Source organism: Mycobacterium sp. NGS11 (assembly GCF_059813315.1).
In genome coordinates this window covers 299,172-325,856 of sequence record NZ_JCALEJ010000005.1, presented here as the reverse complement: position 1 = coordinate 325,856, position 26,685 = coordinate 299,172, and the positions used below count along the sequence as shown (strand labels likewise).

Annotated in this window: 30 protein-coding genes and 1 pseudogene; 18 read left to right on the top strand and 13 right to left on the bottom strand. The window is 68.3% G+C overall.

Translation table 11 applies throughout. The features are described from left to right. Positions 1-12: 12 nt before the first annotated feature. From AC5Y4T_RS10035 to AC5Y4T_RS10020, 4 genes are read right to left on the bottom strand one after another with little or no spacing between them, the layout of a single operon-like run. Positions 13-828 (bottom strand): HAD family hydrolase, encoded by an 816-nt coding sequence (locus AC5Y4T_RS10035; protein ID WP_499952867.1) that lies wholly within the window; start codon positions 826-828, stop codon positions 13-15. A gap of 34 nt (positions 829-862) precedes the next feature. Beyond that, a complete protein-coding gene (locus tag AC5Y4T_RS10030) occupies positions 863-1,648 on the bottom strand; it encodes a lysophospholipid acyltransferase family protein (RefSeq protein WP_499917274.1) in 786 nt (261 codons plus the stop codon). Between the two features lie 14 nt (positions 1,649-1,662). Next, entirely contained in the window at positions 1,663-2,418 is a 756-nt protein-coding gene (locus AC5Y4T_RS10025; RefSeq protein ID WP_499917275.1) for a lysophospholipid acyltransferase family protein, read from the bottom strand. Positions 2,419-2,425: 7 nt separating this feature from the next. Next, positions 2,426-3,193 (bottom strand): lysophospholipid acyltransferase family protein, encoded by a 768-nt coding sequence (locus AC5Y4T_RS10020; RefSeq protein WP_499917276.1) that lies wholly within the window; start codon positions 3,191-3,193, stop codon positions 2,426-2,428. Positions 3,194-3,343: 150 nt separating this feature from the next. On the opposite strand from AC5Y4T_RS10020, the gene AC5Y4T_RS10015 reads away from it, so the two are divergent. Together AC5Y4T_RS10015 and AC5Y4T_RS10010 are read left to right on the top strand one after the other, a co-directional pair. Continuing rightward, positions 3,344-4,894 carry a Rieske 2Fe-2S domain-containing protein gene (locus tag AC5Y4T_RS10015; protein ID WP_499952866.1) on the top strand — a complete coding sequence of 517 codons (1,551 nt, stop codon included), beginning with the start codon at positions 3,344-3,346 and terminating at the stop codon, positions 4,892-4,894. Then, on the top strand, positions 4,891-5,232 hold the full coding sequence (locus tag AC5Y4T_RS10010; RefSeq protein ID WP_499952865.1) for a hypothetical protein: 342 nt from the start codon (positions 4,891-4,893) through the stop codon (positions 5,230-5,232). The genes AC5Y4T_RS10015 and AC5Y4T_RS10010 overlap by 4 nt, the downstream gene beginning before the upstream one ends. An 8-nt stretch (positions 5,233-5,240) precedes the next feature. Here AC5Y4T_RS10010 and AC5Y4T_RS10005 read toward each other — a convergent pair whose 3' ends face one another. Both AC5Y4T_RS10005 and AC5Y4T_RS10000 read right to left on the bottom strand, forming a co-directional pair. Beyond that, positions 5,241-6,803 carry a phytoene desaturase family protein gene (locus AC5Y4T_RS10005; RefSeq protein ID WP_499952864.1) on the bottom strand — a complete coding sequence of 521 codons (1,563 nt, stop codon included), beginning with the start codon at positions 6,801-6,803 and terminating at the stop codon, positions 5,241-5,243. Positions 6,804-6,864: 61 nt separating this feature from the next. Beyond that, positions 6,865-7,497: a TetR/AcrR family transcriptional regulator gene (locus tag AC5Y4T_RS10000; protein ID WP_499952863.1), complete on the bottom strand. Its 633-nt coding sequence runs from the start codon at positions 7,495-7,497 to the stop codon at positions 6,865-6,867. Positions 7,498-7,566: 69 nt separating this feature from the next. Here AC5Y4T_RS10000 and AC5Y4T_RS09995 point away from each other — a divergent pair, with 69 nt between their 5' ends. Beyond that, positions 7,567-8,049 carry a DUF2834 domain-containing protein gene (locus AC5Y4T_RS09995; protein WP_499952862.1) on the top strand — a complete coding sequence of 161 codons (483 nt, stop codon included), beginning with the start codon at positions 7,567-7,569 and terminating at the stop codon, positions 8,047-8,049. Here the strand turns inward: AC5Y4T_RS09995 and purT are convergent. Beyond that, positions 8,030-9,229 carry a formate-dependent phosphoribosylglycinamide formyltransferase gene (purT, locus tag AC5Y4T_RS09990; protein WP_499952861.1) on the bottom strand — a complete coding sequence of 400 codons (1,200 nt, stop codon included), beginning with the start codon at positions 9,227-9,229 and terminating at the stop codon, positions 8,030-8,032. The two genes, AC5Y4T_RS09995 and purT, sit on opposite strands and share 20 nt — an antisense overlap. Further along, on the bottom strand, positions 9,226-10,488 hold the full coding sequence (gene serS / locus AC5Y4T_RS09985) for a serine--tRNA ligase (protein ID WP_499952860.1): 1,263 nt from the start codon (positions 10,486-10,488) through the stop codon (positions 9,226-9,228). The genes purT and serS overlap by 4 nt, the downstream gene beginning before the upstream one ends. Positions 10,489-10,599: 111 nt before the next feature. On the opposite strand from serS, the gene AC5Y4T_RS09980 reads away from it, so the two are divergent. The 3 genes and pseudogenes from AC5Y4T_RS09980 to AC5Y4T_RS09970 all read left to right on the top strand — a co-directional run bounded on the left by AC5Y4T_RS09980 (position 10,600) and on the right by AC5Y4T_RS09970 (position 12,600). Next, a complete protein-coding gene (locus AC5Y4T_RS09980) occupies positions 10,600-11,979 on the top strand; it encodes a septum formation family protein (protein ID WP_499952859.1) in 1,380 nt (459 codons plus the stop codon). Positions 11,980-11,983: 4 nt separating this feature from the next. Next, positions 11,984-12,408, top strand: a pseudogene (locus AC5Y4T_RS09975) (metallopeptidase family protein); the annotation flags it as partial. Beyond that, entirely contained in the window at positions 12,409-12,600 is a 192-nt protein-coding gene (locus AC5Y4T_RS09970) for a hypothetical protein (RefSeq protein WP_499952895.1), read from the top strand. 8 nt (positions 12,601-12,608) lie between these two features. On the opposite strand, the gene AC5Y4T_RS09965 is transcribed toward AC5Y4T_RS09970, so the two are convergent. Both AC5Y4T_RS09965 and pheA read right to left on the bottom strand, forming a co-directional pair. After that, positions 12,609-13,295, bottom strand: a complete 687-nt coding sequence (locus AC5Y4T_RS09965; RefSeq protein WP_499952858.1) for a histidine phosphatase family protein — start codon at positions 13,293-13,295, stop codon at positions 12,609-12,611. After that, positions 13,292-14,236: a prephenate dehydratase gene (gene pheA / locus AC5Y4T_RS09960; protein ID WP_499952857.1), complete on the bottom strand. Its 945-nt coding sequence runs from the start codon at positions 14,234-14,236 to the stop codon at positions 13,292-13,294. The genes AC5Y4T_RS09965 and pheA overlap by 4 nt, the downstream gene beginning before the upstream one ends. 89 nt (positions 14,237-14,325) lie before the next feature. On the opposite strand from pheA, the gene AC5Y4T_RS09955 reads away from it, so the two are divergent. Beyond that, positions 14,326-15,120: a DUF2470 domain-containing protein gene (locus AC5Y4T_RS09955; protein ID WP_499952856.1), complete on the top strand. Its 795-nt coding sequence runs from the start codon at positions 14,326-14,328 to the stop codon at positions 15,118-15,120. A gap of 53 nt (positions 15,121-15,173) precedes the next feature. Next, entirely contained in the window at positions 15,174-16,382 is a 1,209-nt protein-coding gene (locus AC5Y4T_RS09950) for an LCP family protein (RefSeq protein ID WP_499952855.1), read from the top strand. 8 nt (positions 16,383-16,390) lie between these two features. On the opposite strand, the gene AC5Y4T_RS09945 is transcribed toward AC5Y4T_RS09950, so the two are convergent. Further along, positions 16,391-17,215 carry a glycerophosphodiester phosphodiesterase gene (locus tag AC5Y4T_RS09945; RefSeq protein ID WP_499917289.1) on the bottom strand — a complete coding sequence of 275 codons (825 nt, stop codon included), beginning with the start codon at positions 17,213-17,215 and terminating at the stop codon, positions 16,391-16,393. Positions 17,216-17,219: 4 nt separating this feature from the next. Further along, on the bottom strand, positions 17,220-18,266 hold the full coding sequence (locus AC5Y4T_RS09940; RefSeq protein ID WP_499947281.1) for a DUF4328 domain-containing protein: 1,047 nt from the start codon (positions 18,264-18,266) through the stop codon (positions 17,220-17,222). A 452-nt stretch (positions 18,267-18,718) separates the two neighbouring features. On the opposite strand from AC5Y4T_RS09940, the gene AC5Y4T_RS09935 reads away from it, so the two are divergent. The 10 genes from AC5Y4T_RS09935 (at position 18,719) to rraA (ending at position 25,175) form a co-directional block, all read left to right on the top strand. Beyond that, positions 18,719-18,874, top strand: a complete 156-nt coding sequence (locus AC5Y4T_RS09935) for a hypothetical protein (protein WP_197694716.1) — start codon at positions 18,719-18,721, stop codon at positions 18,872-18,874. Positions 18,875-19,022: 148 nt separating this feature from the next. Further along, positions 19,023-19,646, top strand: coding sequence for a superoxide dismutase (locus AC5Y4T_RS09930; protein ID WP_499917291.1), 624 nt, complete (start codon positions 19,023-19,025; stop codon positions 19,644-19,646). 197 nt (positions 19,647-19,843) lie between these two features. Continuing rightward, positions 19,844-20,377, top strand: a complete 534-nt coding sequence (locus AC5Y4T_RS09925; RefSeq protein WP_499917292.1) for a peptidase — start codon at positions 19,844-19,846, stop codon at positions 20,375-20,377. Between the two features lie 246 nt (positions 20,378-20,623). Next, complete coding sequence (locus AC5Y4T_RS09920) at positions 20,624-21,319, top strand: TMEM165/GDT1 family protein (protein ID WP_499952854.1); 696 nt, start codon at positions 20,624-20,626, stop codon at positions 21,317-21,319. A gap of 408 nt (positions 21,320-21,727) precedes the next feature. Further along, entirely contained in the window at positions 21,728-22,126 is a 399-nt protein-coding gene (locus tag AC5Y4T_RS09915) for a transcriptional regulator (RefSeq protein ID WP_499917294.1), read from the top strand. Between the two features lie 131 nt (positions 22,127-22,257). After that, positions 22,258-22,914 carry a DUF6474 family protein gene (locus AC5Y4T_RS09910; RefSeq protein WP_499952853.1) on the top strand — a complete coding sequence of 219 codons (657 nt, stop codon included), beginning with the start codon at positions 22,258-22,260 and terminating at the stop codon, positions 22,912-22,914. A 26-nt stretch (positions 22,915-22,940) separates the two neighbouring features. After that, positions 22,941-23,609, top strand: coding sequence for a YcnI family copper-binding membrane protein (locus tag AC5Y4T_RS09905; RefSeq protein WP_499952852.1), 669 nt, complete (start codon positions 22,941-22,943; stop codon positions 23,607-23,609). Continuing rightward, positions 23,606-24,106: a copper resistance CopC family protein gene (locus tag AC5Y4T_RS09900; protein WP_499952851.1), complete on the top strand. Its 501-nt coding sequence runs from the start codon at positions 23,606-23,608 to the stop codon at positions 24,104-24,106. The genes AC5Y4T_RS09905 and AC5Y4T_RS09900 overlap by 4 nt, the downstream gene beginning before the upstream one ends. 113 nt (positions 24,107-24,219) lie before the next feature. Then, positions 24,220-24,672, top strand: a complete 453-nt coding sequence (locus AC5Y4T_RS09895) for an Rv3852 family protein (protein WP_499952850.1) — start codon at positions 24,220-24,222, stop codon at positions 24,670-24,672. A 17-nt stretch (positions 24,673-24,689) separates the two neighbouring features. Then, positions 24,690-25,175 carry a ribonuclease E activity regulator RraA gene (gene rraA / locus AC5Y4T_RS09890; protein WP_499952849.1) on the top strand — a complete coding sequence of 162 codons (486 nt, stop codon included), beginning with the start codon at positions 24,690-24,692 and terminating at the stop codon, positions 25,173-25,175. 3 nt (positions 25,176-25,178) lie between these two features. Here rraA and AC5Y4T_RS09885 read toward each other — a convergent pair whose 3' ends face one another. Continuing rightward, the gene (locus AC5Y4T_RS09885; protein ID WP_499952848.1) at positions 25,179-26,648 is read right to left on the bottom strand and encodes a flavin-containing monooxygenase; all 1,470 of its coding nucleotides are present in this window, start codon (positions 26,646-26,648) and stop codon (positions 25,179-25,181) included. Positions 26,649-26,685 lie beyond the last annotated feature (37 nt).

Here is a 26,685-nt window from a genome sequence, read left to right as displayed (position 1 = left end):
CCGGCGGCGCCGCTAGAGCCACCACCGTTCCAGCACCCGGGCCACTCCGTCGTCGTTGTTGGCGGTGGTGATCTCGTCGGCGGCCGCCTGCACGTCCGGATGGGCGTTGCCCATCGCTACGCCATGTCCCGCCCACCGCAGCATCGGCAGGTCGTTGGGCATGTCGCCGAACGCCACCACCTCCTCGCGCGCGATCTTGTGCGGTCGGGCGATCTCCTCGATCCCGGTGGCCTTGCTGGTCCCCGGCGGCACGATCTCGATCAGGCCGTTGTTGGTGGAATAGGTGATGTCCGCCTCGGCACCGACGTGCTTGGCCAGTTCGGCCGCCATGTCGTCGCTGCGGGCTCCGGACCGGCGAATGAGCAGTTTGATCGCCGGGGCGCTCAGCAGATCCTGGATCGACACCTCGGTGTTGTCCGGGTTCAGCCAGGCATGCTCGTAACCCGGCGAGCTGACGAACTGGGGCGTCGCCGTGTCATGCGCGCTGTCGCCGATGCGCTCCACGGCCAGCCCCGCACCGGGGATGACACGGGTCGCCAACTCCGCCAACTCGGCCAGGGTGTCGACGGCCAAGGTGCGGGTGGACATCACCCGATCCGTCGCGGCGTCATAGATCACGGCGCCGTTGGCGCACACCGAGATCGGCGCGAAACCCAGCGCCTCGACGACGGGACGTATCCAGCGCGGCGGACGGCCGGTGGCCACCACGAACTGCGCACCGCCGGCGACGGCGGCGCGGATGGCGTCGCGGGTGCGCGGGGTTATCTTCTCGTCGTCGTCGAACAGGGTGCCGTCGACGTCGCAAGCGACGAGCGCCGGCAGCGTCATAAATACCGCCCGCGTCGGCAGCTCAGGGGGCCGCTCAATGCAGCCCGCTCTGGATCTGCCCCGGTCGCGTCACGCCGTCGGTTCCGTACCTCTGCATCCGCTCCTGCAACTCCGACAGCCGGAGGGCCCGGGAATCCTCCCGGGTGGGCGCGCTGCCGCCCAGCCGCCGCGGCACCCAGAACTCATCCTTCGGGTGCGGATATTCCTCCTGCACCCGATAGAGCAGGTCGTTCATCGCCGAACGCAACAGCAGGTTGAGGTCCTCGGGCGTGCCCCGCGGCGCCAACGGCGGCCCGGCCGCGACCGTGATCGGAACCTTGTTGCGAAACACCTTCTTGGGATGGTCCTTCGGCCAGATCCGATGAGCGCCCCACACCACGATCGGAACGATCGGCACCTGCGCGTCCAGCGCCATGCGCGCCGCCCCGGTCTTGAACTCCCGCAGTTCGAAGCTGCGGCTGATGGTCGCCTCGGGATGCATCCCGATCAGCTCGCCCTCGCGCAAGCGTTGCACGGCCACATCGAACGCGTCGTGTCCCGACCGCCGATCCACCGGGATCAGCCGGGCGTGATTGATGACGTAGTTGACCGCCTTCACGTCGGCCATTTCCGCCTTGATCATGAAGTACGCGCGCCGCCGGCGCTCACGGACGGCCATCAGCGTCGGCAGCCAGTCCAGGTAGCTGGTGTGGTTCTGGGCCAGCAAGGCGCCGCCACGCGCGGGAATGTTCTCCAGGCCGTGATAGGTGAACTTGGTGCCCTGCATCGCGACCATCGGCGGGACGACCCATTCCGCCAACCGGTAGAACCCCTCGGGCATGCCTTCTCCTTCGCCTACTGCGGCGGGTGCTCGGCCCTTTTAGCCGATCGAGCCGCCGCCTCGGTGGCCTCCATGCGAGCGGCCTCGGCCGGGGTCGGCGCGCCGCCGCCCAGCCGGCGCGGCATCCAATACGCTCCGGGCTCGCCCGGATAGCGCTCTTGCGCCCGGTGCAGCAAGGTGGTCATCGAGTCGCGCAGGGCAGCGTCGGTCTGCGCGATGTCTTCGCGCGCCCGAACCGGCGCGCCTACCTGCACAGTAATGGGTATCTTCGCGCGGCCCACATTCCGCGGGTGATCCTTGGTCCAGATCCGCTGCGCTCCCCAGACGATCACCGGCACGATCGGAACGTCCGCATCGATCGCCATCCGCGCGGCGCCGGACTTGAACTCTTTGAGCTCGAAGCTGCGGCTGATGGTGGCCTCCGGATAGACCCCCACCAGCTCACCTTCGCGTAGCCGCTGCACCGCCACCGCGTAGGCGCCCGCCCCCGCACCGCGGTCCACCGGGATGGTGCGGGTGTGCTTGATCAGGAAATTGACGGGCTTGACCTGCTGCATCTCGGCTTTGATCATGAATCTCAGCCGACGTCCCCGGCGGTGCACGGCGAGCGCGGCGGGCAGAAAGTCGACGTAGCTGGTGTGGTTGATCGCCACCACGGCGCCGCCCCGTTCGGGGATCTGCTCCTCGCCCTCGAAGGTGATCCGGGTGCCGGTGGCCTTCACCAAGAAATGCGCCAGAAGCTCCAAAGCGCGGAAGGTCGGCTCCACCATCGACTTACTACTCCGGCGCCCCTGCGGACCGGGCCCGCCGAGCCGCCCGGGCGGCCGCCTCCTCGGCCTCCAGCTGGGCCGCTTGCGCCAGGGACGGGGCGCCTCCGCCCAACCGGTGCGGCACCCAGAACTCGCCGGCCGGGTGCGGCCCGTACATTTCCTGCGCGCGTTCCAGCAGATGCTGCATGCGCGAATGCAGCAGTCCCTTGAGTTCCTCGATACCCAACGTCGGCTCGATCGGTTCGCCGACCAGCACCGCGATCGGGACCTTCGGCCGCCACAGCTTCTTCGGGTGATCCTTGGTCCAGATCCGCTGCGCGCCCCAGACGATGTGCGGAACGATCGGGACGCCGGCCTCGACGGCCATGCGGGCGGCACCCGACTTGAACTCCTTGATCTCGAAGCTGCGGCTGATCGTGGCTTCGGGGTAGACGCCGACCAGCTCACCGTCCTTGAGGTTCCGCACGGCGGCCTCGAAGGACGCCGCGCCGTCCTGCCGGTTCACCGAGATGTGCCGCAGGCTGCGCATGATCGGCCCGGTGATCTTGTGGTCGAAGACCTCCTGCTTGGCCATGAACCGCACCTTGCGGCCCAGCCCCTGCTTGTAGGCCGGTAATCCCGCGAAGGTGAAGTCCAGGTAGCCGGTGTGGTTGATCGCGATCACCGCACCGCCGCTTTTCGGCAAGTTCTCCACGCCCGCGATCGTGATTTTCAGGCCCTGGGCGCGCCAGACCAGGCGGGCGAGCTGAATGACAGTCCCGTAAACCGGTTCCACAGCACCTCAGCCTAATGCTCCCCGCCGTGCGCCGTCACCGGACGGCGGTGCCGGGCCCAGGGCGCCTGCTCGCGCTAAGCTCGGGGGCTGAAAAGCCGTCATCGCCGGCCGAGGCTGTCACGGCCTCCCACCGGCCCCAGGAAGGTATCAGTGCAGGTCACCAGCGTCGGCCACGCCGGATTTCTGATCAAGAGCCAAGCGGGCAGCATCCTTTGCGACCCCTGGGTCAATCCCGCGTACTTCGCGTCCTGGTTCCCGTTCCCGGACAACAGCGCCCTGGACTGGGACGAGCTGGGCGACTGCGACTACCTGTATGTGTCACACCTGCACAAAGACCACTTCGACGCGAAGAACCTGGCAGAGCACGTCAACAAGGACGCGGTGGTGTTGCTGCCGGACTTCCCGGTGCCCGATCTGCGAAACGAGTTGCAGAAGCTAGGTTTTCACCGATTCTTCGAGACCAGCGACTCGGTCAAGCACCGACTCGGCGGCGCGGGCGGCGACCTTGACGTCATGATCATCGCCCTGCGCGCACCCGCCGACGGCCCGATCGGCGACTCGGCGCTGCTGGTTTCCGACGGCGCGACAACGGTTTTCAACATGAACGACGCGCGGCCGGTGGACCTGGACGTGCTCGCGTCCGAGTTCGGGCACGTCGATGTGCACCTGCTGCAGTACTCCGGGGCCATCTGGTACCCGATGGTCTACGACATGCCGGCCCGCGCCAAGGAATCGTTCGGCGTCCAGAAACGCCAACGGCAGATGGACCGCGCCCGCCAGTACCTGGCCCAGGTCGGGGCGACGTGGGTGGTGCCGTCGGCGGGGCCGCCCTGCTTCCTGGATCCCGAGCTGCGCGACCTCAACGACGACCACGCCGATCCGGCCAACATCTTTCCCGACCAGATGGTCTTTCTGGACCAGATGCGCAGGCACGGCCACGACGGCGGGCTGCTGATGATGCCCGGCTCGACCGCCGACTTCACCGGCTCCACCCTGAATTCGCTGACCCATCCGCTGCCCACCGACCAGGTCGAGGCCATCTTCACCACGGGCAAGGCCGACTACATCGCCGCTTACGCCGAGCGGATGGCGCCGGTCATCGCCGCGGAGCGGGCGAGCTGGGCGCCCGCGAGCGGGGAGCCGCTGCTGGAACCGCTGCGCGCCCTGTTCGAGCCGATCATGTCGCAGAGTGACGAGATCTGCGACGGGATCGGCTACCCCGTCGAACTGGTGCTCGGACCGGAGACCGTGATCCTGGACTTCCCCAAAAGGGCTGTGCGGGAACGCATTCCGGATGAGAAGGTTCGTTACGGATTCGCGATAGCGCCGGAGCTGGTCCGCACCGTACTGCGCGACGGCGAGCCGGACTGGGTCAACACCATCTTCTTGTCGACCCGTTTCAGGGCCTGGCGGGTCGGCGGCTACAACGAGTACCTCTACACGTTCTTCAAGTGCCTGACCGACGAACGGATCGCTTACGCCGACGGCTGGTTCGCCGAGACTCACGACGACTCGGCTTCGGTCACGCTGGACGGCTGGGAGATTCAGCGCCGCTGCCCACACCTCAAGGCCGACCTGTCGAAATTCGGTGTGGTGGAAGGGAACACGTTGACCTGCAACCTGCACGGGTGGCAGTGGCGCCTGGACGACGGGCGCTGCCTGACCGCCAAGGGCCACGAACTGAGGAGTTCGCGGGCGTGACCGACTGCTACGACTCCTATGATGATGGCCTGGTCCAGCTGGATCGTGCGGCGATCACGTTGCGCCGCTACCACTTTCCGTCGGGAACATCGAAGGTGATCTCGCTCGAGGCGATCCGCGGGTACAAAGCCGAGCAGCTGGGTCTCTTCACCCAACGGTTCCGGATATGGGGCAGCTCGGACTTTCGCCGCTGGCTGCCGCTGGACATCGGCCGGCCGTTGAAGTCGACGTTGATCACGCTGGACGTCCCGGGCACCCGGCCCTCCCCCGCGTTCACCCCGGCGCGCCCCGAGGAGTTCACCGCCCTGTTGGACGAACTGCTGAGCCTGCGCGGTTAGGGCGCCGCTCAGCGGTCCCGGTCGGCGAGCGCTTGTCGCGCGGCGTTGTAGCCGGGGATGAAGGTGATACCGGGGCCGCCGTGGCAGCCCGCGCTGCCCAGGTAGAGCCCTTCGACGGGGATCGGCTGGCCGAGGAACCCCCGCGGCCCGGGCCGGTTGGGACCGATCTGGTTGGCATTCAACAGGCCGTGGCAGTAGTCGCCGCCGGGGGCGCCGAACATCACGCCCATGTGCTTGGGCGTGAAGGTGGTGTGCCGGATGATGCTGCGCTCGAAATTCGGGGCTAGCCGGGTGACCTTGTCGATCACCCGCTGGCCCATCTCGACCTTGGCCTGCCCGTAGTCCACGTCGCCCTCGATCGGGAAGAACAGTGCGAAAGCCGACGCGGCGTGCTTGCCCTGCGGCGCGAGGCCCGGGTCGTTCTGCGATGGGATCTGCAATACGACCGTCGGGTCGGCCGGGACGATTCCGCGGCGCGCGTCCTCCCACTGCTGCTGGACCTCTTCGGGCGTGCAGAACAGGCCGATCGAGGCCTGCATGGCCGGTGAGTTCAGGGCCTCGTAGGGCGCGGTGAAGGCGGGCGCCTCCTCCAGCGCGAAGTGCATCTGCAGGTAGCTGCCGCGGTGGTCGGTGCGTGCGTAGCGTTCCCGGAGATCGGCGGGAAGCGCGGCGGGATCGATCATCTCGTTGAGCGTGACGTCCGGCGCGATGCCGGAGACCACGATCGGGGCAGTCAGCGTTTCGCCCGCCTCGGTGCGCACCCCGGTCACCCGTCCGTCGGCGACCAGGATCTCGGTCACCTTGGTACGCAACCGGAGTTCGCCGCCGTGGCCGGCCAGCACGTCGCACAGGTGCGAGGTGAGCGCGCCGATGCCGCCGCGCAGCTTCTTCATCTGCATGCTGTCGCCGTCGGGAACGCCGAGGCCGAAGGCGAGCGCGGCCGCACTGCCCGGCGTGGCGGGACCCCGGTAGAGCGTGTTCACGGCCAGCACGGTCATCGAGCCGCGCAGCGCTGCATGCTTCTCGTGGTCCGGCAGGTAACGGTCCAGCACGTCGGTGACCGATCCGAACAGCATGTCGTCGATCGCCGAGCGCTCGAATTCGTTTGTGGCGCAGGCATACATCTCGTCGATGCTCTTGGGTGGTGTTCCGGCCTCGAATCGGCCCAGGGCGCGGGTAGGCCCCTGACTCCACGCCATCAGGCCCGCCATGCCGTTGACGGCGTCGGCGCCATGCACCTCGTTGAGATGGGTGAACAGCTTGACGGGGTCGCTGTACTGCACCAGCGGATCGTCGCCGACGCCGCGCACGGCCACCGACATCACGTCCAGGTCGATCGTGGGTATGGTGTCCAGGCCCAGCTCGTCGACCACGACCTGGGAGGTCGGGAATTGCACCGAGCCGGCGATCTCGAACTGGTAGCCGTCGAAAAGCTCTACCGTGGAAGCCATGCCGCCCGCGTACAGCTTGGGATCCAGGCACACGGTCTTCAGCCCGGCCTTCTGCAGCAGCACCGCCGCGGTCAGCCCGTTATGGCCGGCACCGATAACTATCGCGTCGTAATCAGTCATGTCCTGCCCTCCGGAAAGGAGGCTCGCACGACCGCAAAGTTTTGTCAATTATGACGAAACTTTAGCGCCGTGTCGCCGTGACCCAGGAATCGGTGATCCCGGCTCGCAGCGACTCCAGCGCCGCATGGCACAGTCGCGCCAGTTCGCCCAGAGACCGTTCGTCACTGACCATCCAGACCTCCATCGCGCCGAACACCGCGGCCGCAATGCATCTGGCGGTCACCGCGGCCCGCACCCGTTGGTCCGTCGTCGGGGGCGCGCCATTGGCCCGACGGCTGCGCCGTTGCAGCTGTGCGCCGATGGCGTCGGCGAAGTCGGCCTGGACCTCCCGGATGTGCCGGACGATGCGGCCGGGATCCAGCTCGTCCTGCCGCAGTGCGGCGATTTTGGTCACGGCGTCGACGTCGTACGGGAAAGAGAAGATGGCCGCCTGCACCGAATCGATGATGGGTTCGCCGGCCGGCCGGTCATCCAGCGCGGACCGGAACCAATGCAGCCCGGTGTAGTCGGCGAACAGCAGGTCGTGCTTGGAGCCGAAGTGGCGGTAGAACGTTCGCAGCGACACCCCGGCGTCGGCGGCGATCTGCTCGGCCGACGTGTCCTCCACGCCCTGGGCGAGGAATCGCACCAGGGCGGCCTGGCGGAGCGCTTCGCGGGTGCGCTCGCTGCGCGCCGTCTGAGCGGGCCTGACCATGGGAAGAAGGTACCAAGAAATCTTTTGACATTATTGACAAAACTTTCGATTGCGCGCGACACTTCGCGCATGGCCTCGATCATCATTCACTTTCTGCTGGGACTCGCCTGCATCGCCGGCATCATCGCGTCCAACCCGAAGATCTACGCCAGACCCGGAGGTGGGCCGTGGCTTTCGCCGTTGGAATGCGTGTATTACGTCGCCGGCATTGCGTCGATCGTGCTGGGTTACTGGTTCAACATTCACTTCGTGATGGCGGCGCACGGCCAGGGCAACCTGATCTCCGGGCCGGCCAGCTATCCGGAATTCATCAAGGGCCAATTCGCCACCCCGGCCTGCGGGTCGGGAAACCAGGACTACATGATCGCGAATGTGATTCTGATGCCGGTGTTTACCATCATCGACGGCCTCCGGCGCGGTATCCGGCGGCCGTGGCTGTTCTTCCTGTCCAGTTTCTTCACCAGCTTCGCGTTTCCGTTCGCCTTCTACTTCGCGACGATGGAGCGCCAGCGCCGGCACGAGCGCGCGGCGGTCACACCGGTCGCGGCCTGACCCGGCTCGCCGCCTCGACCGCGTTGCGCCGCGCGGTGTCGACGTCCTCGGCGTGCGCCAGTGCGACACCCATGCGCCGTTTGACGAAGCTTTCCGGCTTTCCGAACAGGCGCAGGTCGCTGCGCGGTACCCGAAGCGCGTCGTCCACGCCGTCGAAGGCGACGCCTTTGGCGTCCACGCCGCCGTAGATCACCGCGCTGGCGCCCGGCGTCCTGCACGTGGTGTCGACCGCGAGCCCCAGGATGGCGCGGGCGTGCAACTCGAATTCGTTCTGCCACTGGGTGATCAGCGTGACCATACCGGTGTCGTGCGGCCGGGGGCTGACCTCGTTGAACCACACATGGTCGCCCTTGACGAACAGCTCGACCCCGAAAATCCCCTGCCCGCCCAGCCTTTCGGTGATGGCTCGGGCGATCAGCTGGGCGTTGTGCAGCGCGGCCGCCGACATCGGGTGCGGTTGCCAGCTCTCGACGTAGTCGCCGCTGACCTGCTTGTGCCCGATCGGCGCGCAGAAATGGGTGCCCACCTCGCCGTCGTCGCCGCGCGCCCGGACCGTCAAAAGTGTTATCTCGTAATCGAAGTCGACGAATCCCTCGACGATGACACGGCCGTGGCTCACTCGGCCGCCGGCCATCGCATAGGCCCAGGCCGCCGCGACGTCGTCGGGTCCGTCGAGCTTGCTCTGGCCCTTGCCCGAGCTGCTCATCACCGGTTTGACGACGCAGGGGTAACCGATGACCTCGGCGGCGGCCTGCAATTCGGCCGGCGAATCGCAGAACCGGTACGGGCTGGTGGGCAGGCCGAGGGTCTCGGCCGCCAGGCGCCGGATACCCGCCCGGTCCATGGTCAGGCGCGCCGCGAGGGCGGTGGGGATCACCCGCACCACGCCGGCGGCTTCCAGTTCCTCGAGCACTTCTGTAGCGATGGCCTCGATCTCCGGAACGACCACATCCGGCCTCTCGGCCTCGATCAGGGCCTTGAGCTCTTTCGGATCCGACATCGCGATGGTCCGCGCGTGGTGGGCGACCTGCTGGCCCGGCGCGTTGTCGTAGGAGTCGACCGCGATGGTCTCCACACCGAGGCGCTGCAGCGCGATCACCACCTCGCGGCCGAGTTCGCCGGAGCCGAGCAGCATGACCCTGGTTGCGTCCGGCGACAGTGGCGTTCCGATGGTGGTCATCGAGCGACGGGCTCCAACACCTCGGCACCGACGAACGGCACCAGCGCCTCGGGCACCCGCACGCTGCCGTCGGGTTGCTGGTGGTTCTCCAGGATCGCCACCAGCCAGCGCGTGGTGCCCAGCGTTCCGTTGAGCGTGGCCGCGGTCTGCGGTTTGCCCGCCTCGTCGCGATACCGGGTCGCCAGCCGGCGGGCCTGGAAGGTGGTGCAGTTCGACGTCGACGTGAGCTCGCGGTAGGTGCCCTGGGTGGGAACCCAAGCCTCACAATCGAATTTGCGGGCGGCCGACGAGCCGAGATCGCCCGCGGCGACGTCGATCACTCGATACGGAACCTCGATCCGGGTCAGCATGTCGCGCTGCCAGCCCAGCAGGCGCTGGTGTTCGGCCTCGGCGTCGGTGGGTGTGCAGTAGACGAAGCCCTCGACCTTGTCGAACTGATGCACCCGGATGATGCCGCGGGTGTCCTTGCCGTAGCTGCCGGCCTCGCGGCGGAAGCACGACGACCATCCCGCGTAGCGCAGCGGGCCGCCGGACAGGTCGAGGATCTCGCCGGAGTGATAACCGGCCAGCGGCACCTCCGAGGTGCCCACCAGGTAGAGGTCGTCGGCCTCGACCCGGTAGACCTCGTCGGCGTGCGCGCCGAGGAATCCGGTGCCGGCCATCACCTCCGGGCGCACCAGCACCGGAGGGATCATCGGAACGAAGCCGTTCTCGACGGCCAGCCGCAACGCGAGCTGCAACAGGCCGAGCTGGAGCAGCGCGCCCTTACCGGTCAGGAAGTAGAACCGCGACCCGGACACCTTGGCGCCGCGCTGCATGTCGATGAGCCCGAGCGATTCGCCGAGCTCCAGGTGGTCCTTCGGGTCGTCGATCGCGGCGGGCTCGCCGACCACGTCGAGGACGGCGAAGTCGTCCTCTCCGCCGGCGGGCACCCCGTCGATGACGACGTTGGAGATCGCCATGTGCGCCGCGGTGAACGCCGTCTCCGCGTCGGCCTGTGCGGTTTCGGCGGCCTTCACCTGCTCGGCCAGCTCCTTCGCATGCGCCAGCTTGGCCGGACGCTCCTCGGCAGACGCCGCGCCGACGCTCTTGCTCGCGGACTTCTGCTCGGCCCGCAGGCCGTCGGCCGCCGAGATCGCCGCCCGGCGGGCGGCGTCGGCCGACAACAGGGCGTCTACCAGCGACGGGTCCTCCCCACGACTGAGTTGGGAGCGGCGCACGGCGTCGGGGTTCTCCCGGAGCAGCTTCAGGTCGATCACGGCCCTGAGATTACTTTCACCGCTTTCGGCCGGCGGCCGGAGCATCACCCGCGATGGTCGCAGGACTCACATCAGTAACTTTTGTCAAGCATCCCAGGCGCTGCTGTCAGAATGGAGCGGATGTCGCAAGCGCCCGAGAAAGAACTGTTGGAAGGCCGGGGGGACGATTCGTCCGTCGCCTCGACCGATCAGTCGTCCGATCAGGAGTCGTCGGCCTTCCTGTGGCCGCGCAGCCTGCAGGCCCGGGCGACCCGGCGCGCGTTGCTGCTGACGGCGCTCGGCGGGCTGTTGATCGCGGGGCTGGTCACCGCGATCCCGGCCGGGGGTCCCGGATCGGGCCGGTTCCTCGACAGCAGCCCCGTGCGCAGCACCGGCACCAAGAGCGATGCCGCCTTCAACCGGGCCGGCACCGGGGAATGCCTGATGTGGCCGGACACCACTCCTGAATCGGCGAAGATCGTCAACTGCGGCGACGACCACAAGTTCGAGGTCGCCGAATCCATTGACATGCGGACGTTCCCGGGCGCCGAGTACGGACCCAACGCCGCGCCGCCGACGCCCGCGCGCATTCAGCAGATCACCCAGGAACAGTGCGAGGCCGCCGTCCGCAATTACCTGGGCCCCAAGTTCGATCCGAACAGCAAGTTCACCGTCAGCCTGCTGTGGCCCGGCGACCGGGCCTGGCGCCAGTCCGGCGATCGCCGCATGCTCTGCGGCCTGCAGCTGCCCGGCATGAGCAACCAGCAGCAGGCCTTCAAGGGCAAGGTCGCCGACGTCGACCAGTCCAAGGTGTGGCCGACCGGCACCTGCCTGGGCATCGATTCGGCGACCAACCAGCCGACCGATGCGCCGGTTGACTGCGCGGCGCCGCACGCCATGGAAGTCACCGGCACCGTCAACTTGGGCGAGAAGTTCCCCGGTGGCCTGCCCGCCGAGCCCGACCAGGACGGCTTCATCAAAGACTCGTGCACCAAGATGACGGACGCGTACCTGGCGCCGGTCAAGCTGCGCACCACCACGCTGACGCTGATCTATCCGACTGTGCCGCTGGCCAGTTGGACGGCCGGCAGCCGCGAAGTGGCCTGCAGCATCGGCGCCACGCTGGGCAACGGCGGCTGGGCCACCCTGCTGAACAGCGCCAAGGGTCAGTTGCTGATCAACGGCCAACCGCCGGTGCCGCCGCCCGACATTCCCGAAGAGCGGCTCACCATGCCGCCGATTCCCGTTCAGGTTCCGGCGCAGCCGCCGGCCACCCAGACCGGTCCCGGCCCGACCCCGGAAATCCCGCCGAACAACCAGCACCTGCCCGGCCAGCAGCCGGCTCAGCAACCCCAGCAGGCCCCGCAGCAGCAGGCTCCCGCCCAGCAGGCCCCACCGCCCGCGGACAACGGCGCCCCACCGGCCAATCCGGCACCCGAGGCGCCCCAGCCCGCGCCACCGGCGAATCCCGCGCCACCGGCGCCACCCGCCGAGCCGCCGCCGGGAGGCTAGGCGGGTGTCCGTGCGGATGAATCCGCAACGCTTCGACGAACTGGTCTCCGACGCCCTCGACCTCATCCCGTCCGAGCTGGCCGCCGCCATGGACAACGTCGTCGTCCTGGTCGAAGACCGTCATCCCGAGGATGCCGAACTGCTCGGGCTGTACGAGGGCGTGGCTCTGACCGAGCGAGACTCGGACTACTCGGGCTCGCTGCCGGATGCCATCACCATCTATCGCGACGCGCTGCTGGACGTGTGCGAATCCGAGGACGAGGTCGTCGACGAAGTGGCCATCACGGTGATCCACGAGATCGCGCACCACTTCGGCATCGACGACGACCGGCTGCACGAGCTGGGCTGGGCCTGAGCGCCTCGCACGCCCGCCGGATTTCCGGGCGCGGCATCCCGGATTTGTCCGCGCCGGGTGCTATGAACTCACCTATGAGCATTGACTGCCGCGACTGCCGGGCAGGCTTAGATCACTGTCACGGCACCATCATTCGCCACGCCCTGCACCGGTCGGAATGCACGGAGCCGGACTGCTTCACCCCTGAGTTGTTGCCGCACGCCTTCGTGGTCGACTGCGACGCCGTCGGCTGCACGTGCACCGAAGTCATCGCGCTGGCCGTCTGAGCTAGAGGTCAGCCCATCGGATCGGTGCCTGACCGCACCGCGTCCGCGACCGGGGTCGCTTCTTCCTTCGGGTAGAACGGCGGCGTCAAGCTTCCCCACCGCACGCAACTCCACCGCCCGTCGGTGATCGGGGTCAACGCCACCGATTCTGTGTTGTCCAGGTGATTGTCCAGCGCGAAGTCGGCCTCCACACCCGCCAGCACCGCGGCCGCCAGCCGGATCGCCGCGCCATGGCTGACGACGACGATGTCGCCGTGGAAGTCGTGGTTGTCGAGATAACGCAGGCGCAGCTCGGTGAGCACCGGTACGTAGCGGTCCAGCACGTCGTTGCCGGTTTCGCCGCCGGGCAGCGCGACGTCGAGTTCGCCGTGGTGCCAGCGCTCGTAGATCGCGTTGAACTCGGCTACCGCGTCGTCGTCGTTGCGATTTTCCAGCCGCCCGACCTGGACCTCGTGAACGCCGGCCATCTCGATGGCAGGCATTTCGAGCTGGCTGCCGATCACCGCGGCGGTCTGCAACGCCCGGGTGGCCGCCGAGTGTCCGAGCATCGCCGGCCGCCCCGAATGGCGGGCGAACGCGCGGGCCTGGTCGCGCCCCAACGGGGTCAGCTCCGCGCCCGGCGGGCGTGTGTCGAGTCGGCGCTCGACGTTTCCGAAGGACTGGCCGTGTCGCACCAGGATCAGTCGACCGCTCACCGCTGCGCCCCCCGCGCGTCGGGCTTGCCGTCGAGCAGCTGTGTGAGCCAGCGCGCGGCCTCGTCGGCCGGTGGCGGCAACGCTCCGGCGGGCGAGCCGGTGGGCCAAGATCCTAGGTATCGCACATCAGCACAACGACGGTATAGCGCTTTGAGTGCCTCGGCGACCGCGTCGTCGTCGATATGACCAACACAATCGGCGAAGAATCGGTAGGTGCCGAGTCCGGTTCGGGTGGGCCGGGATTCGATGCGGGTGAGGTCTATGCCACGGACACCGAATTCGGCGAGCGCGGCCAGCAGCGCGCCCGGCGCGTTGTCGATGCGCAGCACCACCGAGGTGCGATCGGCCCCGGTGCGCGCCGGCGGCGGCCCCGGGCGACCGACCAGAAGGAAGCGGGTGCGGGCGTTGGCTTCGTCGACGACCCCGTCGGCCAGGGCGGCCAGCCCCCAGCGCTCGGCGGCCAGCGGGGAGGTCACCGCGGCGTCGACGTGTCCCTCCGCCACCTGTTGGGCGGCGTCGGCGTTGGAGTAGGCCGGCCGCAGCTCGGCATCGGGCAGGTTGGCGGCCACCCAGTGGCGCACCTGGGCCGCCGCCACACTGAAGGCGGCCAGCGTCCGCACTTCACCGGCACTGCGGCCCGGTTTGACCACGATGCTGAACGCGATGTTCAGCGTCGTTTCGGCGAACACCTGCAGGGGTGAGCCGATGGCCAGGCTGTCCAGCGTGGGCGTCACGGAACCGTCGATCGAATTCTCGATCGGGACGCAGGCGTAGTCGGCGGCGCCATCGCGCACGGCGTCCAGCGCCGCGGAGTTGCTTTCGACGGGCGAGGATCGAAATTCACCCAAACCGTTGTCGGGGACCAGGCCGGCGGCGGTGATCTGTCGCAGCGCCGCCTCGGTGAACGTCCCCTCCGGACCGAGGTATGCGATGCGGGCCACGCCCCAACCCTAGCGGCGGGCAGGCCGGAAAACCCTTGCGACGCCACCGCCAGTAAGTTAACTTAGGCTTACCTAATCGGAGGATGAGAATGGTATTACCGTCAAGCTGCCCCGCCCCGACCACCGCCGAACGAATCCGCAGCGCCTGCGTCCGCGCCAGCGGCGCGCTGCTTGCCATCGAGCATGCCGACCCGGTCGCCACCCCGGTGCATCACCTGATGGCCGACGGGTCCGTTGCGCTGGCGGTTCCGGTCGAACGGGAACGCGAGCTCACGCGTCCCATTTCGGGATCCCCAGCGCTGCTGGAGCTGACCGACTACGCGCCGCTTCCCCTGCGCGAACCGGTCCGTTCGCTGGTCTGGGTGCGCGGGCACCTCCAGGAGGTGCACCCGGCCGAGATCGTCGACACGCTCGACCTGATCGCCGCCGAATGCCCTGATCCGGCCCTGCTGGGCGTCGATACCCCGCGATGCGCTCCCGCCCACGGCAACGAGCCGCGCTACACGCTGTTGCGGCTCGAGATCGCCTCGGTGGTCGTCACCGATGCCACCGGCGCGGAGCCGGTCAGCGTGGCCGACCTGCTCGATGCGCGGCCCGACCCGTTCTGCGCGCTCGAGTCGAACCTGCTGTGGCATTTGGACACCGCCCACAGCGACGTCCTGGCGCGGCTGGTGTCCAGGCTCCCGGCGCCGCTGCGCCGCGGGCACGTGCGGCCCCTCGGACTGGACCGCTACGGCGTCCGGTTCCGCGTCGAGGGCGACGACCGCGATCACGACGTGCGGCTGCCGTTCCACAAACCGGTCGACGACATGACCGGCCTGAGCCAGGCCATCCGGGTGCTGATGGGATGCCCGTTCATCAACGGTCTTCGCGCGCGCGGTTAGCCGAAGCCGCGGCGTACCAACGCGGCGGGGGCCCGGGCACGTAGGTTAACCGGGTGAACGGCGACCGATCACCGCAGCGGCGGCGGCCCGCAGGGTCGAGCCCGCCCCCGCGACCGCGCCCCGGGCAACCGGGCGCCGAACCGCCGCAGGTGATCCGCCGTCCGGACACGCCGCCGCCGTCGCCGAACGAAAAGACCCAGCCGCTGCATCGACGGACGACGCCACCCCCTCCTGCGGCCGCTTCGCCGGCGCCGCGGGTCGCGCCGCCCCGACCGCAAGCGCCGAGCCGCAAGCCGGGCAAGCTCCGCTGGGTTCGCAGGATGGCGGCGGCCCTGCTGGTCGGCGTGTTGCTGATCGGTGCGGGCATCACCGCCGGGGCCGTCTGGTTCGACTACAAACTGCACCGCGAGCGGGTGTTCGACGACTATCCCGGCCGCCCCGCGGCCGGCCGCGGCACCAACTGGCTGATCGTCGGGTCGGACAGCCGTCAGGGGCTCAGCGCCGAGCAGCAACAGGACCTGGCCACGGGCGGCGACATCGGTAACGGCCGTACCGACACGATCCTGCTGGTTCACCTGCCCACTCTCGGATCCGCCGCGCCGACGACCATGGTGTCCATCCCGCGCGACTCCTACGTGCCCATCCCGGGCCTCGGCAAGGACAAGATCAACGCCGCGTTCGCGACGGGCGGTGCGCAGTTGCTGATTCAGACGGTGGAGCGGGCCACCGGGCTGCGCCTCGATCATTACGCCGAGATAGGTTTCGGCGGGTTCGCCGCGCTCGTGGACGCGCTCGGCGGGGTGACCGTATGCCCGAAGGCGCCGGTCGACGACCCCTTGGCCGGCATCGCCTTGCCGGCCGGCTGCCAGACCCTGACCGGTCGCAACGCCCTCGGGTACGTCAGATCGCGCGACACCCCGCGCGCCGACCTGGACCGAATGGTCAATCAACGGCAGTTCGTGACGGCGCTGCTGCATCGCGCCGCCAGCCCCGCGGTGTGGCTCAATCCGTGGCGCTGGTACGCGGTGACTCGCGCAGCCGCCGACACCCTGACCGTCGACCAGTTCGACCACGTCTGGGACCTGGCCCGGCTCGGCTGGGCACTACACGGGACGCCCACCGCGATGACGGTCCCGATCGGGGATTTCACCAGCGGCGGCGCCGGCTCGGTCGTGGTGTGGAACCACGACGAGGCGGCCAGGTTGTTCCAGGCGTTGGCGTCCGACGCGCCGGTGCCTGCCGCATCGGGCGAGCAACAATAGCGGTCGGTCTAACCGCCGCCCTCGCCCGCGCGGTTGCCCCGCAGCCACGCCTTGGTGCGCCCCGGGTGGTGCGTGGCCAGCCACGCCACCCCGACGTCGCGGCAGAAATCGATGTCCTCGTAGTCGTCGACGTTCCAGCAGTAGACCGCCCTGCCCTGGGCGATCGCGCGGTCGGCGAGCTGGGGATAGTCCTTCAGCGTCGTCAGCGAAGGCCCGACGGCGGTGGCGCCGACGGCGGTGGCCGCGCCGCTGGTCAGATAGCGCGCGGTCTTGCCGAGCAGCACCGTGGGCAGCAGCGGCGCGGCCCGCCGGATCCGCCACACCGCGGACGCCGAGAACGACATCACCACCGCGCGGGACCGGTCCGCCGATGCGGGTGCGGCGATGCCGAATCGGTGCAGCGCCGCGAGCAGCTTGGTCTCCACCAACGAGCCGTACCGGACCGGGTGTTTGGTTTCGATGAACAGCTTCACCGGCCGACGCCAATCCAGCACGAGCGAAACCAGCGCGTCCAGCGTCAACAAACTCGTGTCTCCGTGCGTGCCGTCTTCGCGCCAGCTGTCGTGCCACGCCCCGTACTCGAGCTCGCGCAGCTCGGCGAGCGTCATCGTGCTGACCAAACCCGCCCCGGTCGAGGTCCGATCCAGCCGGCGGTCGTGCACACACACCAGATGTCCGTCACGCGTCAGTCGCACGTCGCATTCGACGCCGTCGGCGCCCTCTTTGAGTGCGAGATCGTAGGCGGCCAGTGTGTGTTCGGGCCGCGCGGCCGAGGCGCCGCGGTGGGCGACGACATAGGGGTGCGCGGCGAGCACCTCGTCGGCCCACGTCATACCCCTATGCTGCCGGTTCCTGCCCCTTCAACTCAACCGGATCGGTCGACGCCGGCGCGGCGGGCCGGTCGTCGGGAACCGCGACCCAGCGATGCGCAGGCCGCGCGACGGGTTTGCGCTGGAATCCCTCGAAGACGCGGGTGGCGGCGGCCAGCGTCGCGGCCGCGAAGAGGTACGCGAAGACCATCAGAACGGTGTTGTTGGCGATGCCCTGCGCGTCGGTGGCGAAGCTGGTCGCGATGGCCGCGATGGACACGGCGTAGCTGCACACCCACGCGCCCCACCACTGAAGGATGGCCTTGCGCAGGTGGGCGTAATGCTCTTCGAGTAGCGCCAGCTCGATCACGTACACCGGGGCCCACAGCAGGTTGGCCAGCGGCACGACGCAGCCCGCCCACAGCGCCCGTGGCGAGCGTTGTTCGGGCAACCCGTGATGGGCGAAAACGGCGGCGCGGCGGGCGATCATCCAACGGATCAGCTGCACGCCCGAGGCGATCACCGCCGCACCCGCGCCAACGCTGGCGAGCACGCCGAGCCAGTCCGCTCCGATCGCGACCCATGAGTTCAGCAACGTGTTCCGGTTGATCACCAGCAGCACGTACCGCACCACGTAGACCAGGGCGGCGATGCTGAGCACCAGGACGCTGACGAAGGAGGTGGTGCGGACGATCTGCGCGGGCGGCCCGGCCTGCGCGGGTGCTGCCGCGGCGGCGGCCGTCTGCTCGACGCGGTCGGTCAATCCCCAGCGCGGTATGACGGCGTAGCGAGGCGTGGGGCCGAGTGGACGGCGGCCGCGGCGGGTCGGCGGCGCTGCCCCGGGCCGCACCGCTATCCAGCGGTAGCCGGGCGGAAGCCGCGGCGGCGTGCGCTGCCACCTCGGCGCCGCCGGCGGGCGGGCCTGCGTCGGTGCGCCGGGCGCACTCCACCGCGGGTCGGCCGGGGGGCCATCCTGCGTGGGCGCCATCAGGGCCCCACGGCAGCGGGGACACCATTCGCGTTGTCGATCGCGCACGTTCCAGCGCGTGCCGCACTGGGAGCACACCTGGATCACCGGACCAGACTAACGCCGTCCCGACGCGGGCCGGGGGACCGCCGGCCGCGGCCGGTGCGCGACGTCCGTAGGAGCCAACTCGGCAACCGACCCACCCGCCGAAGACTATCCACAGTTTCCACAGGTTTATCCACACCCCCAAAGTGGGTACAGAAAGCATCGCTACAGCCTCTGGCGGCAGACCGTATTGTCTCTGTGGATAACAAGCCGGGCTTTCACCCACGTCCCGACGGCCCCCAGCCCGGTCGCTGAGCGAAATAACTTGCCTTGCTAAGCAATGGCACGGCCGTACCAGCCGCCGATCCGTGTCCCCCGGATGCCCTGCGGTTATCGCCAACGCAGAGCTCAGTGCATCATTTCTCAAGCTCGCTATGAAGCGCTATGATCGCGTTCGCGAAATGTATTTGTGACTCACCTCACTGAGACGGGGTGACTGGGGTGGAAGGCGACTGATGGCCACGCATTCGTTCGGTCCGGCTGCACCGGACCCGTCGAAGTCGTACTGCGGTTCGGCGGCGTGGAATCACAGCTACAGCATCGCCGCACTGCGCGCCGGGTTGATCGCCCTGGCGTTGCTCGCCGTGCTCGTGATCATCGTCTTGTCTTGAATTTCCGCCGAGCGGGTATCCGCGTCTCGGCTCACAAGCGTCGTTCTTGCGGAGCGCGCGGCCATGGAGCAGGGTTGATAACGGCTGGCCGCCGTGAGGCGGTCCCGCGCGACTGAGCGTCAAGACGACAACCGAAGAAAGGAACGCCGTGGCTGAATACACCCTGCCCGACTTGGACTGGGACTATGCAGCGTTGGAACCGCACATCTCGGGGCAGATCAACGAGATCCACCACAGTAAGCACCACGCCACTTACGTCAAAGGTGTGAACGACGCTCTGTCCAAGCTCGAAGAGGCCCGCGCCAATGAGGACCATGCTGCGATCTTCCTGAACGAAAAGAACCTCGCTTTCCACCTGGGCGGTCACGTCAACCACTCGATCTGGTGGAAGAACCTGTCGCCGGACGGCGGCGACAAGCCGACTGGCGAATTGGCCGCCGCGATCGACGACGCGTTCGGATCCTTCGACCGCTTCCGCGCGCAGTTCAGCGCCGCCGCCAACGGCCTGCAGGGGTCGGGCTGGGCGGTCCTGGGCTATGACACCCTCGGCAACCGGCTGCTGACCTTCCAGCTGTACGACCAGCAGGCCAACGTTCCGCTGGGCATCATCCCCTTGCTGCAGGTCGACATGTGGGAGCACGCCTTCTACCTGCAGTACAAGAATGTCAAGGCGGATTACGTGAAGGCCTTCTGGAACGTCGTCAACTGGGCGGACGTGCAGAAGCGCTACGCGGCTGCGACGTCGCAAACGCAGGGCCTGATTTTCGGCTGAGTTTCATCTCCATCGGCGGGGGCGTCGCGCGATAGGCGCGGCGTCCCCGTCGTTTTCTGACCATTGATCGACTGCCGGAAAGCGCGCGTGCGCCGCAGACCGTGTCGTGTTGCACCGCGCCTAAACCGCAGGCATGCTTAATTATTCGGGCTTACCAGTGTGGTTATTCCAAGCGGAGGCGTCGCGCGGAGGTCGAAATGGAAACTGGGTCGGACGGACCTATCGGGATTTCCCCGTTCCATTCCCGCGGGGCCTTGAAAGGGTTCGTGATCTCCGGGCGCTGGCCCGACTCGACCAAAGAATGGGCCCAGCTGCTCATGGTCGCGGTCAGAGTCGCGTCTTTGCCCGGATTGCTTTCCACCACAACGGTCTTCGGAGCACGTGAGGAACTGCCGGACGAGCCCGAGCCCGGCACGGTTGGGCTGGTGCTGGCCGAGGGCACGGTATTCGGTGAATCCGCTATCCAGCCGGGCTATTTCGCAGATCATCAGCCGCCGGCCCTGCTGATGCTGCACCCGCCCTCGGAAACGACGCCGTCACTGCCCGAATGCACCGGGGCGGCCTCGGGGTGCGTATTGCTGCCCGGGTTGCCATATCTGGGACTCGAGCATCGGGCGGCCTGGGTGGAGGCGGAAGCGGACGGCACCATCACCTCGATGGTGAGCCGGGTCGGCGTCGACCCGATCACTCACCCCGATACGGCAATACTGGCAATGCTGCTCGCCGCATAGCGAAATGCCCGGGAACAGTTCGGGTCTCGGATGCCGGAAATATGGCCGGCCGAACTCCGCTATCCCGCTGGCGGACGCCGAGCGGCCCCATTAGCCTGGGATCGTTAGCGAAGGGGAGTAGCCCCCAATCGTCGAGTCGACATACTGGCGCACAGCCCGGCCGGCGAACCGGTTCACCCGGTGGGCGAGACCTTCGACCGGAGTTCGACGACTTGTCGTCGACGACGTGTCGAAAGGTCGTCCGCCATGCTCGCCGCCACGCTGTTGACGCTCGGCGTGGTGTTCGTCGCCGAGCTCGGTGACAGGTCCCAGCTGATCACCATGACCTACGCCCTGCGCTACCGGTGGTGGGTGGTGTTGAGCGGGGTGGCGCTCGCCGCTTTCACAGTGCACGGAGTGGCGGTGACCGTCGGCCACTTCCTGGGCGCTGCCCTGCCGGCGCGGCCGCTCGCCTTCGTGTCGGCGTTCGCGTTCGTCGCGTTCGCGGTATGGGCTTGGCGTGAGGGCGCGGCGACCGACGAGGCGGTGTCGCAGCAGCGCGAACCGCGATTCGCCTTCCTGACCGTGGTGTCGTCGTTCGCGCTCGCGGAGGTGAGCGACAAGACCGCGTTGGCGACCGTGACGTTGGCCAGCGATCACGACTGGATAGGGGTGTGGCTCGGTTCGACGGTGGGCATGGTGCTGGCCGACGGTTTGGCGATCGCCGCGGGACGGTTGCTGCACCGGCGCCTGCCGGAGAAACTGCTGCACGCAGTGGCCGGCCTGCTATTCCTCGCCTTCGGGCTGTGGATGCTGTTCGACAGCGCGCTGGGCTGGCGCTGGGTGGCCGTCGCCGCGACCATCGCCGTGGCGGTCATCGCGGCCGTAATCGCGGTCGCGCAAACGCTGCGGCGCCGCCGAACCGTTGCGGCGATCGGCGCGGGGCGGCCCGGTACCGGCTAAGTTAACGACGCCTCGCCCACCGACGTCCGGGTGCCGTTTCCCGGGCACGGAAGCGCGTTTTCGCACTCGGCAGCAAAGGGCGTGCCGAATCGCCCCAGGTTGCTGATTCGTTGCGGAGCGATCGCCCAGCACCGCGCGACATATTATCGCACCCGTCAGCGGGGCATTCGCCCGCCACGTCGCGACGACCGCCGAATTCTGCGGATAACCTGTGAGTTCCATAGATTTAGTGGACACCCCAGCGAATCAGTTAGACGCTCGTCAAGTGAGGAATTGGTAGCCGCCAGCTATGCCGGGCGGCGTTCCCCGGGGGTTTGCACCTGGTTAGGGTTACCAAGCCTCGCTACCATGGTCAGCAAATACACCTAGGTAATAGTTCACTTCTACAGCCAAGTGGAGGTCATATCGATGAGCACGACGTTCGCTGCTCGCCTGAACCGCCTGTTCGACACGGTGTATCCGCCCGGACGCGGGCCGCACACCTCTGCCGAAGTGATCGCGGCGCTCAAGGCGGAGGGCATCACGATGTCGGCTCCCTACCTCTCTCAGCTGCGTTCCGGTAACCGCACCAACCCGTCGACGGCGACCATGGCCGCTCTGGCCAACTTCTTCCGGATCAAGTCGGCCTACTTCACCGACGACGAGTACTACGAGAAGCTCGACAAGGAGTTGTCGTGGTTGGCCACGACGCGCGACGACAATGTGCGGCGCATCGCGGTGCGCACGGCCGAGCTTTCCCCCGAGGCGCAGCGTGAGGTCATGGAGCGCGTCAGCGAGCTACGCCGGGCCGAGCACCTGGACGCCTGACGTCCGCGCCTGGCCACCGGTTGTAGGGCCCGCCCTGGGGGGTTGCCGCCCGCCGATTCCGATTAGGGTTGGCTCAGCGGATCGCGTAAACGCGAGAGCTAATCCACGAGATAACCGGGAGGCGGCCGGGAATGGGCTTGTTCGGCAAGCGAAAGAGTCGCGCGACGCGTCGCGCTGAAGCCCGGGCGATCAAGGCCCGCGCGAAGCTCGAGGCCAAGCTGGCGGCCAAGAACGAGGTTCGCCGCGTCAAATCCGCGCAGCGGGCGGAGGCCAAGGCGCTGCGCGCGCAGCTCAAGGCGCAACGCGACACCGACCGCAATGCACTGAAAGTCGCCGAGGCCGAACTCAAAGCCGTGCGGGAGGGCAAGGTCTTCTCACCCACCCGAATCCGCCGGGTGCTGACGGTAGCTCGGCTGCTCGCCCCGATCCTCACCCCGTTGATCTACCGTGCGGCCGTCGCGGTCCGCGCGCAGATCGATCAGCGCCGCGCGGACCAGCTCGGCATTCCTTTGGCCCAGATCGGCCAGTTCTCCGGTCACGGCGCCCAGTTGTCGGCCCGCATCGCGGGGGCGGAGAAGTCGCTGCGGATGGTGCAGGACAAGAAGCCCAAGGATGCCGAGACCAAGCAGTTCGTGTCCGCGATCGGCGAGCGGCTCACCGATCTGTCGGCGGCGATCACCGCCGCGGAGAACATGCCCGCCGCACGGCGCCGCGCGGCCCACTCCGCCATCTCGTCGCAGCTGGACGGGATCGAGGCGGACCTGATGGCCCGCCTCGGGCTGAGCTGACCACCCGCACGGAACGCAGCACCTTGATGTCAACGCGCAGCAGGTGGATCTCGCGCAGCCTGATCGCGACCCTCTCGGCCGTCGCGCTTTGTCTCGGAACGGCGGCCCAAACCCCCGCCGCTTGGGCGCACGTGCACGCCAGCAGCGACAACGCGGTCCGCGGGGCCATGGCGATCGTCACGTTCCAGGTGCCCAACGAATCGAACACCGGGGCGCTCACCACCGCGCTGACCGTCACGCTTCCCAACGTCGCATCGGCGCGCACCGAAAGCCTGCCCGGCTGGACGGCCAAGCTCGACCGGGACGCCGCGTCGGGCACCGTGCGTTCGGTGACGTGGACGGCCAACCTCACCGGCGGGATCGGGCCAGATCAATTCGGGCTGTTCCGGTTGTCGGTGAAGCTGCCCGACACCGATACCGTCAGCTTCCCCGCCACGCAGACCTACGCCGACGGAACCGTCGTGAAGTGGGACCAGCCACCGCTGCCCGACGGGGGCGAGCCGGAGCACCCGGTGCCCACGATCAGCCTCGCCACGGCCCCGGCGGGTGCACATCAACACCACGGGTCGCCCAGCCCCGCGCCCGCCGCGGCGCGGTCGACCGCGGCCGACAACACCGCCCGGCTGCTGGGGGGCGTGGCTCTGGTGGTCGCGGCCGCGGGCGTCGCCGTCGCACTGATCCGCCGCCGGGCATGAGGCGCCTGGCGGTTGGTGCGTGCGTCGCCGTCATGTTCGTGATCGCCGCGCTGACCGCGCCGGCCGCGTCGGCTCACGCCGCCCGCATATCCACCGATCCCGCGGCCGATGCGGCGCTGACGGCCGCTCCGCAGCGGGTGAGCGCCACCTTCAACGAGCAGTTGCAGACCACGTTCGCCGCCATGACGGTGGTCGGGCCCGACGGCAACGTGTGGTCCGAAGGCGAGCCCGCCGTGCAGGGCGCGGTGGTCGGCATTGCCCTGCGCGCGCTCGGGCCGGCCGGGACGTACACGGTGAACTACCGCGTCACGTCCGCCGACGGCCACGTGGTGTCCGGGTCGTGGTCGTTTGGGCTCACCGTGCCCGGGACCGGCACGCCGGGGCCCCCCGTGGCGGGTCGGGACGGCGGCGGCGCGCTCCCGGTCTGGCCTTTCGTGGCGGTCGCGGTGGCGCTCGTCGCCGGCGGCGCGTGGTGGGCGGCGCGGGGCCGACGGTAACAGCGGTGCCCGGCCACCGGCGACCGAGGTGCCCCGAGGCGTCCTGGCATGATGGGACCTTGAACCCGGCGAGCAAGGGCAACGACGACAGAGGAAGCTCAAGGAGCGGCCGCATGGCAGACCCGCAGGACCCAATCGACAGCGCACCCGACGGCGCCGGCACCCCGCCGGAGAAGAAGCCGCCCGCCGAGGCGGCGAAAAAGGCCGCCAAAGCGCCCGCCAAGAAAGCACCTGCGAAAAAGGCGCCCGCCAAGAAGGCGCCGGCCAAGAAAGCACCCGCCAAGAAGGTGCCGGCAAAGAAGGCCGAACCCGCGCCCCCGGAGCCCCCCGGGCGGCCGGCCGAGCCGCCGGTCGACGTGCAGCAGCGCGCGGAAAGCAATGGCGACCTGACCGCCGCGGCCAAAGATGCTGCCGCACAGGCGAAGTCTACGGTGGAGGCCGCCAACAACCCGGTCTCTCCCGCGGTCGCGGGCCCGGCGGCGGGTCAGTCGCCGGTGCCGCTCCTCGTCGCGCTGGCGGTGAGCCTGCTGGCCATCCTGCTCATCCGCCAGCTGCGCCGCCGCTGAGCCGCAACGTGTCAGAAGTGACGGTGCCTTTCCGGCCGACGGCCGATCTCGTCGACAGCATCGGGCCCGACGTCCGCAGTTGCGACGTGCAATTCCGCCAGTTGGGGGGGCGGGCCGAGTTCGCCGGGCCGATCCACACCGTGCGGTGCTTTCAGGACAACGCGCTGCTGAAATCGGTGCTCTCGGAGCCGGGCGGCGGTGGCGTCCTGGTCATCGACGGCGACGGCTCCCTGCACACCGCGCTGGTCGGCGACGTCATCGCCGAGCTGGCCCGCTCCAACGGCTGGGCCGGGCTGATCGTCAACGGCGCGGTGCGCGACTCGGCCACGTTGCGGGGCATGGACATCGGCATCAAGGCGCTGGGCACTAACCCCCGCAAGAGCACCAAGACCGGCGCCGGCGAGCGTGACGTCGAGGTCACCCTGGGCGGGGTGACGTTCGTGCCGGGCGAGATCGCCTACAGCGACGACGACGGGATCGTCGTCGTCGCGGCAGGACAGTGACCGCTAAACCGCCACTGGGGCCGGCTTTTTCGCGAACTTCAAGCTTTCGTCGTCGACCTTGCCGCGCCGGATCGTGCGCATGTCGACGAAGTAGTTCTGCTTGAGCCGCCACGGTGCCCGCGACCCCGACTTGGGCAACAGGTGCATCGAGCGCCGGAAGTAGCCGGGCGTGAAGTCCATGAACGGCAGCTCGTCGACGGCGTTGCCCGGATGCTGGGGCTCCACGAACTCAAAACCCTTGGCGTCCATGTAGTTCAGCAACCGGCAGACGAATTCGGAGACCAGGTCGGCCTTCAGCGTCCAGGACGCGTTCGTGTATCCGAAGGTGATGGCGAAGTTCGGCACGCCGGAGAACATCAGGCCCTTGTAGGTCATCAGCGAGGTCAGGTCGATGTCCTCGCCGTTGCGGGTCGGCTTCACCCCGCCCAGCAACTGCATGTTCAATCCCGTTGCGGTGACGATGATGTCGGCCGCCAACTCCTCACCCGAGGTGAGCTTGATACCGGTCTTGGTGAACCGGTCGATGGTGTCGGTGACGACGTCGGCCTTACCGTGCCGGATGGTCCGGAAGAAGTCGCCGTCAGGTGCCAGGCACAGCCGCTCGTCCCAGACGTTGTAGCGCGGGCCGAAGTGCTTTTCGACGTCGTAGCCCTTCGGTAGGCGCCGCTGCGCCATGGTCATCAACGTCTTGCGCATGTAGCCGGGGGCCTTGCGGGACAGCTGATACTGAAAGGTGCTGAACGCGATGGCCTTCCACCGATTGGCCATGTGTGCGAGGTGGTCGGGCAGCAGCCGGTTGGCCTTCTCGGCGAACGGATCGACCCCGGGCAGCGAGCCGATGTAGGTCGGCGAGCGTTGCAGCATCGTGACGTGCCCGGCACCCGAATTGACCAGGGCGGGAATCAGGGTGATCGCGGTGGCGCCGGACCCGATGACGACGACCCGCTTGCCCGCATAGTCGAGGTCCTCCGGCCAGTGCTGCGGGTGGACGATGGTGCCCTTGAAGTCGTCCGAGCCGGGGAAGGTGGGCGAATATCCCTCGTCGTAGTTGTAGTAGCCGGTGCAGGCGAACAGGAACGAGCACGTGATCTCGCTTTGGTGGCCGTCGTGTTCGACGGTCACGGTCCAGCGGTTGTCGGTGTCCGACCAGTCCGCGGCCACCACCCGGTGGCGGTAGCGGATGTTCTGCTCGATCCGGTTCTCGACCGCGGCCTCTTTGATGTAGGCCTTGATCGAGGCGCCGTCGGCGATCGACTTCGCCGAGCGCCAGGGCTTGAACCGGAAGCCCAGGGTGAACATGTCGGAGTCCGACCGGATGCCCGGGTATTTGAACAGGTCCCACGTCCCGCCCAGGTCGGCGCGCCGTTCGAGGATGGCGTAGCTCTTTGTCGGGCAGCGTTCCTGCAGGTGCCAGGCCGCGCTCACGCCGGAGATTCCGGCGCCCACGATGAGGACGTCTAGGTGCTCAGTCATGAGGGCCACGTTATCAACACTGTGTTGAGACAGTCAA

Bases quoted from the DNA above. Each gene is read 5' to 3' on its own strand.
- purT (WP_499952861.1), bottom strand. From the start codon at position 9,229: ATGACCACCATCGGAACGCCACTGTCGCCGGACGCAACCAGGGTCATG.
- AC5Y4T_RS10005 (WP_499952864.1), bottom strand. From the start codon at position 6,803: ATGACTGATTACGACGCGATAGTTATCGGTGCCGGCCATAACGGGCTG.
- AC5Y4T_RS10035 (WP_499952867.1), bottom strand. From the start codon at position 828: ATGACGCTGCCGGCGCTCGTCGCTTGCGACGTCGACGGCACCCTGTTC.
- AC5Y4T_RS09955 (WP_499952856.1), top strand. From the start codon at position 14,326: ATGGTATTACCGTCAAGCTGCCCCGCCCCGACCACCGCCGAACGAATC.
- AC5Y4T_RS09895 (WP_499952850.1), top strand. From the start codon at position 24,220: ATGGCAGACCCGCAGGACCCAATCGACAGCGCACCCGACGGCGCCGGC.
- AC5Y4T_RS10000 (WP_499952863.1), bottom strand. From the start codon at position 7,497: ATGGTCAGGCCCGCTCAGACGGCGCGCAGCGAGCGCACCCGCGAAGCG.
- AC5Y4T_RS10030 (WP_499917274.1), bottom strand. From the start codon at position 1,648: ATGCCCGAGGGGTTCTACCGGTTGGCGGAATGGGTCGTCCCGCCGATG.
- AC5Y4T_RS09970 (WP_499952895.1), top strand. From the start codon at position 12,409: ATGAGCATTGACTGCCGCGACTGCCGGGCAGGCTTAGATCACTGTCAC.
- AC5Y4T_RS09915 (WP_499917294.1), top strand. From the start codon at position 21,728: ATGAGCACGACGTTCGCTGCTCGCCTGAACCGCCTGTTCGACACGGTG.
- AC5Y4T_RS09980 (WP_499952859.1), top strand. From the start codon at position 10,600: ATGGAGCGGATGTCGCAAGCGCCCGAGAAAGAACTGTTGGAAGGCCGG.
- AC5Y4T_RS09995 (WP_499952862.1), top strand. From the start codon at position 7,567: ATGGCCTCGATCATCATTCACTTTCTGCTGGGACTCGCCTGCATCGCC.
- AC5Y4T_RS09900 (WP_499952851.1), top strand. From the start codon at position 23,606: ATGAGGCGCCTGGCGGTTGGTGCGTGCGTCGCCGTCATGTTCGTGATC.
- AC5Y4T_RS09935 (WP_197694716.1), top strand. From the start codon at position 18,719: ATGGCCACGCATTCGTTCGGTCCGGCTGCACCGGACCCGTCGAAGTCG.
- AC5Y4T_RS09910 (WP_499952853.1), top strand. From the start codon at position 22,258: ATGGGCTTGTTCGGCAAGCGAAAGAGTCGCGCGACGCGTCGCGCTGAA.
- AC5Y4T_RS09945 (WP_499917289.1), bottom strand. From the start codon at position 17,215: ATGACGTGGGCCGACGAGGTGCTCGCCGCGCACCCCTATGTCGTCGCC.
- AC5Y4T_RS09920 (WP_499952854.1), top strand. From the start codon at position 20,624: ATGCTCGCCGCCACGCTGTTGACGCTCGGCGTGGTGTTCGTCGCCGAG.
- AC5Y4T_RS09905 (WP_499952852.1), top strand. From the start codon at position 22,941: ATGTCAACGCGCAGCAGGTGGATCTCGCGCAGCCTGATCGCGACCCTC.
- AC5Y4T_RS09885 (WP_499952848.1), bottom strand. From the start codon at position 26,648: ATGACTGAGCACCTAGACGTCCTCATCGTGGGCGCCGGAATCTCCGGC.
- AC5Y4T_RS10025 (WP_499917275.1), bottom strand. From the start codon at position 2,418: ATGGTGGAGCCGACCTTCCGCGCTTTGGAGCTTCTGGCGCATTTCTTG.
- AC5Y4T_RS09925 (WP_499917292.1), top strand. From the start codon at position 19,844: ATGGAAACTGGGTCGGACGGACCTATCGGGATTTCCCCGTTCCATTCC.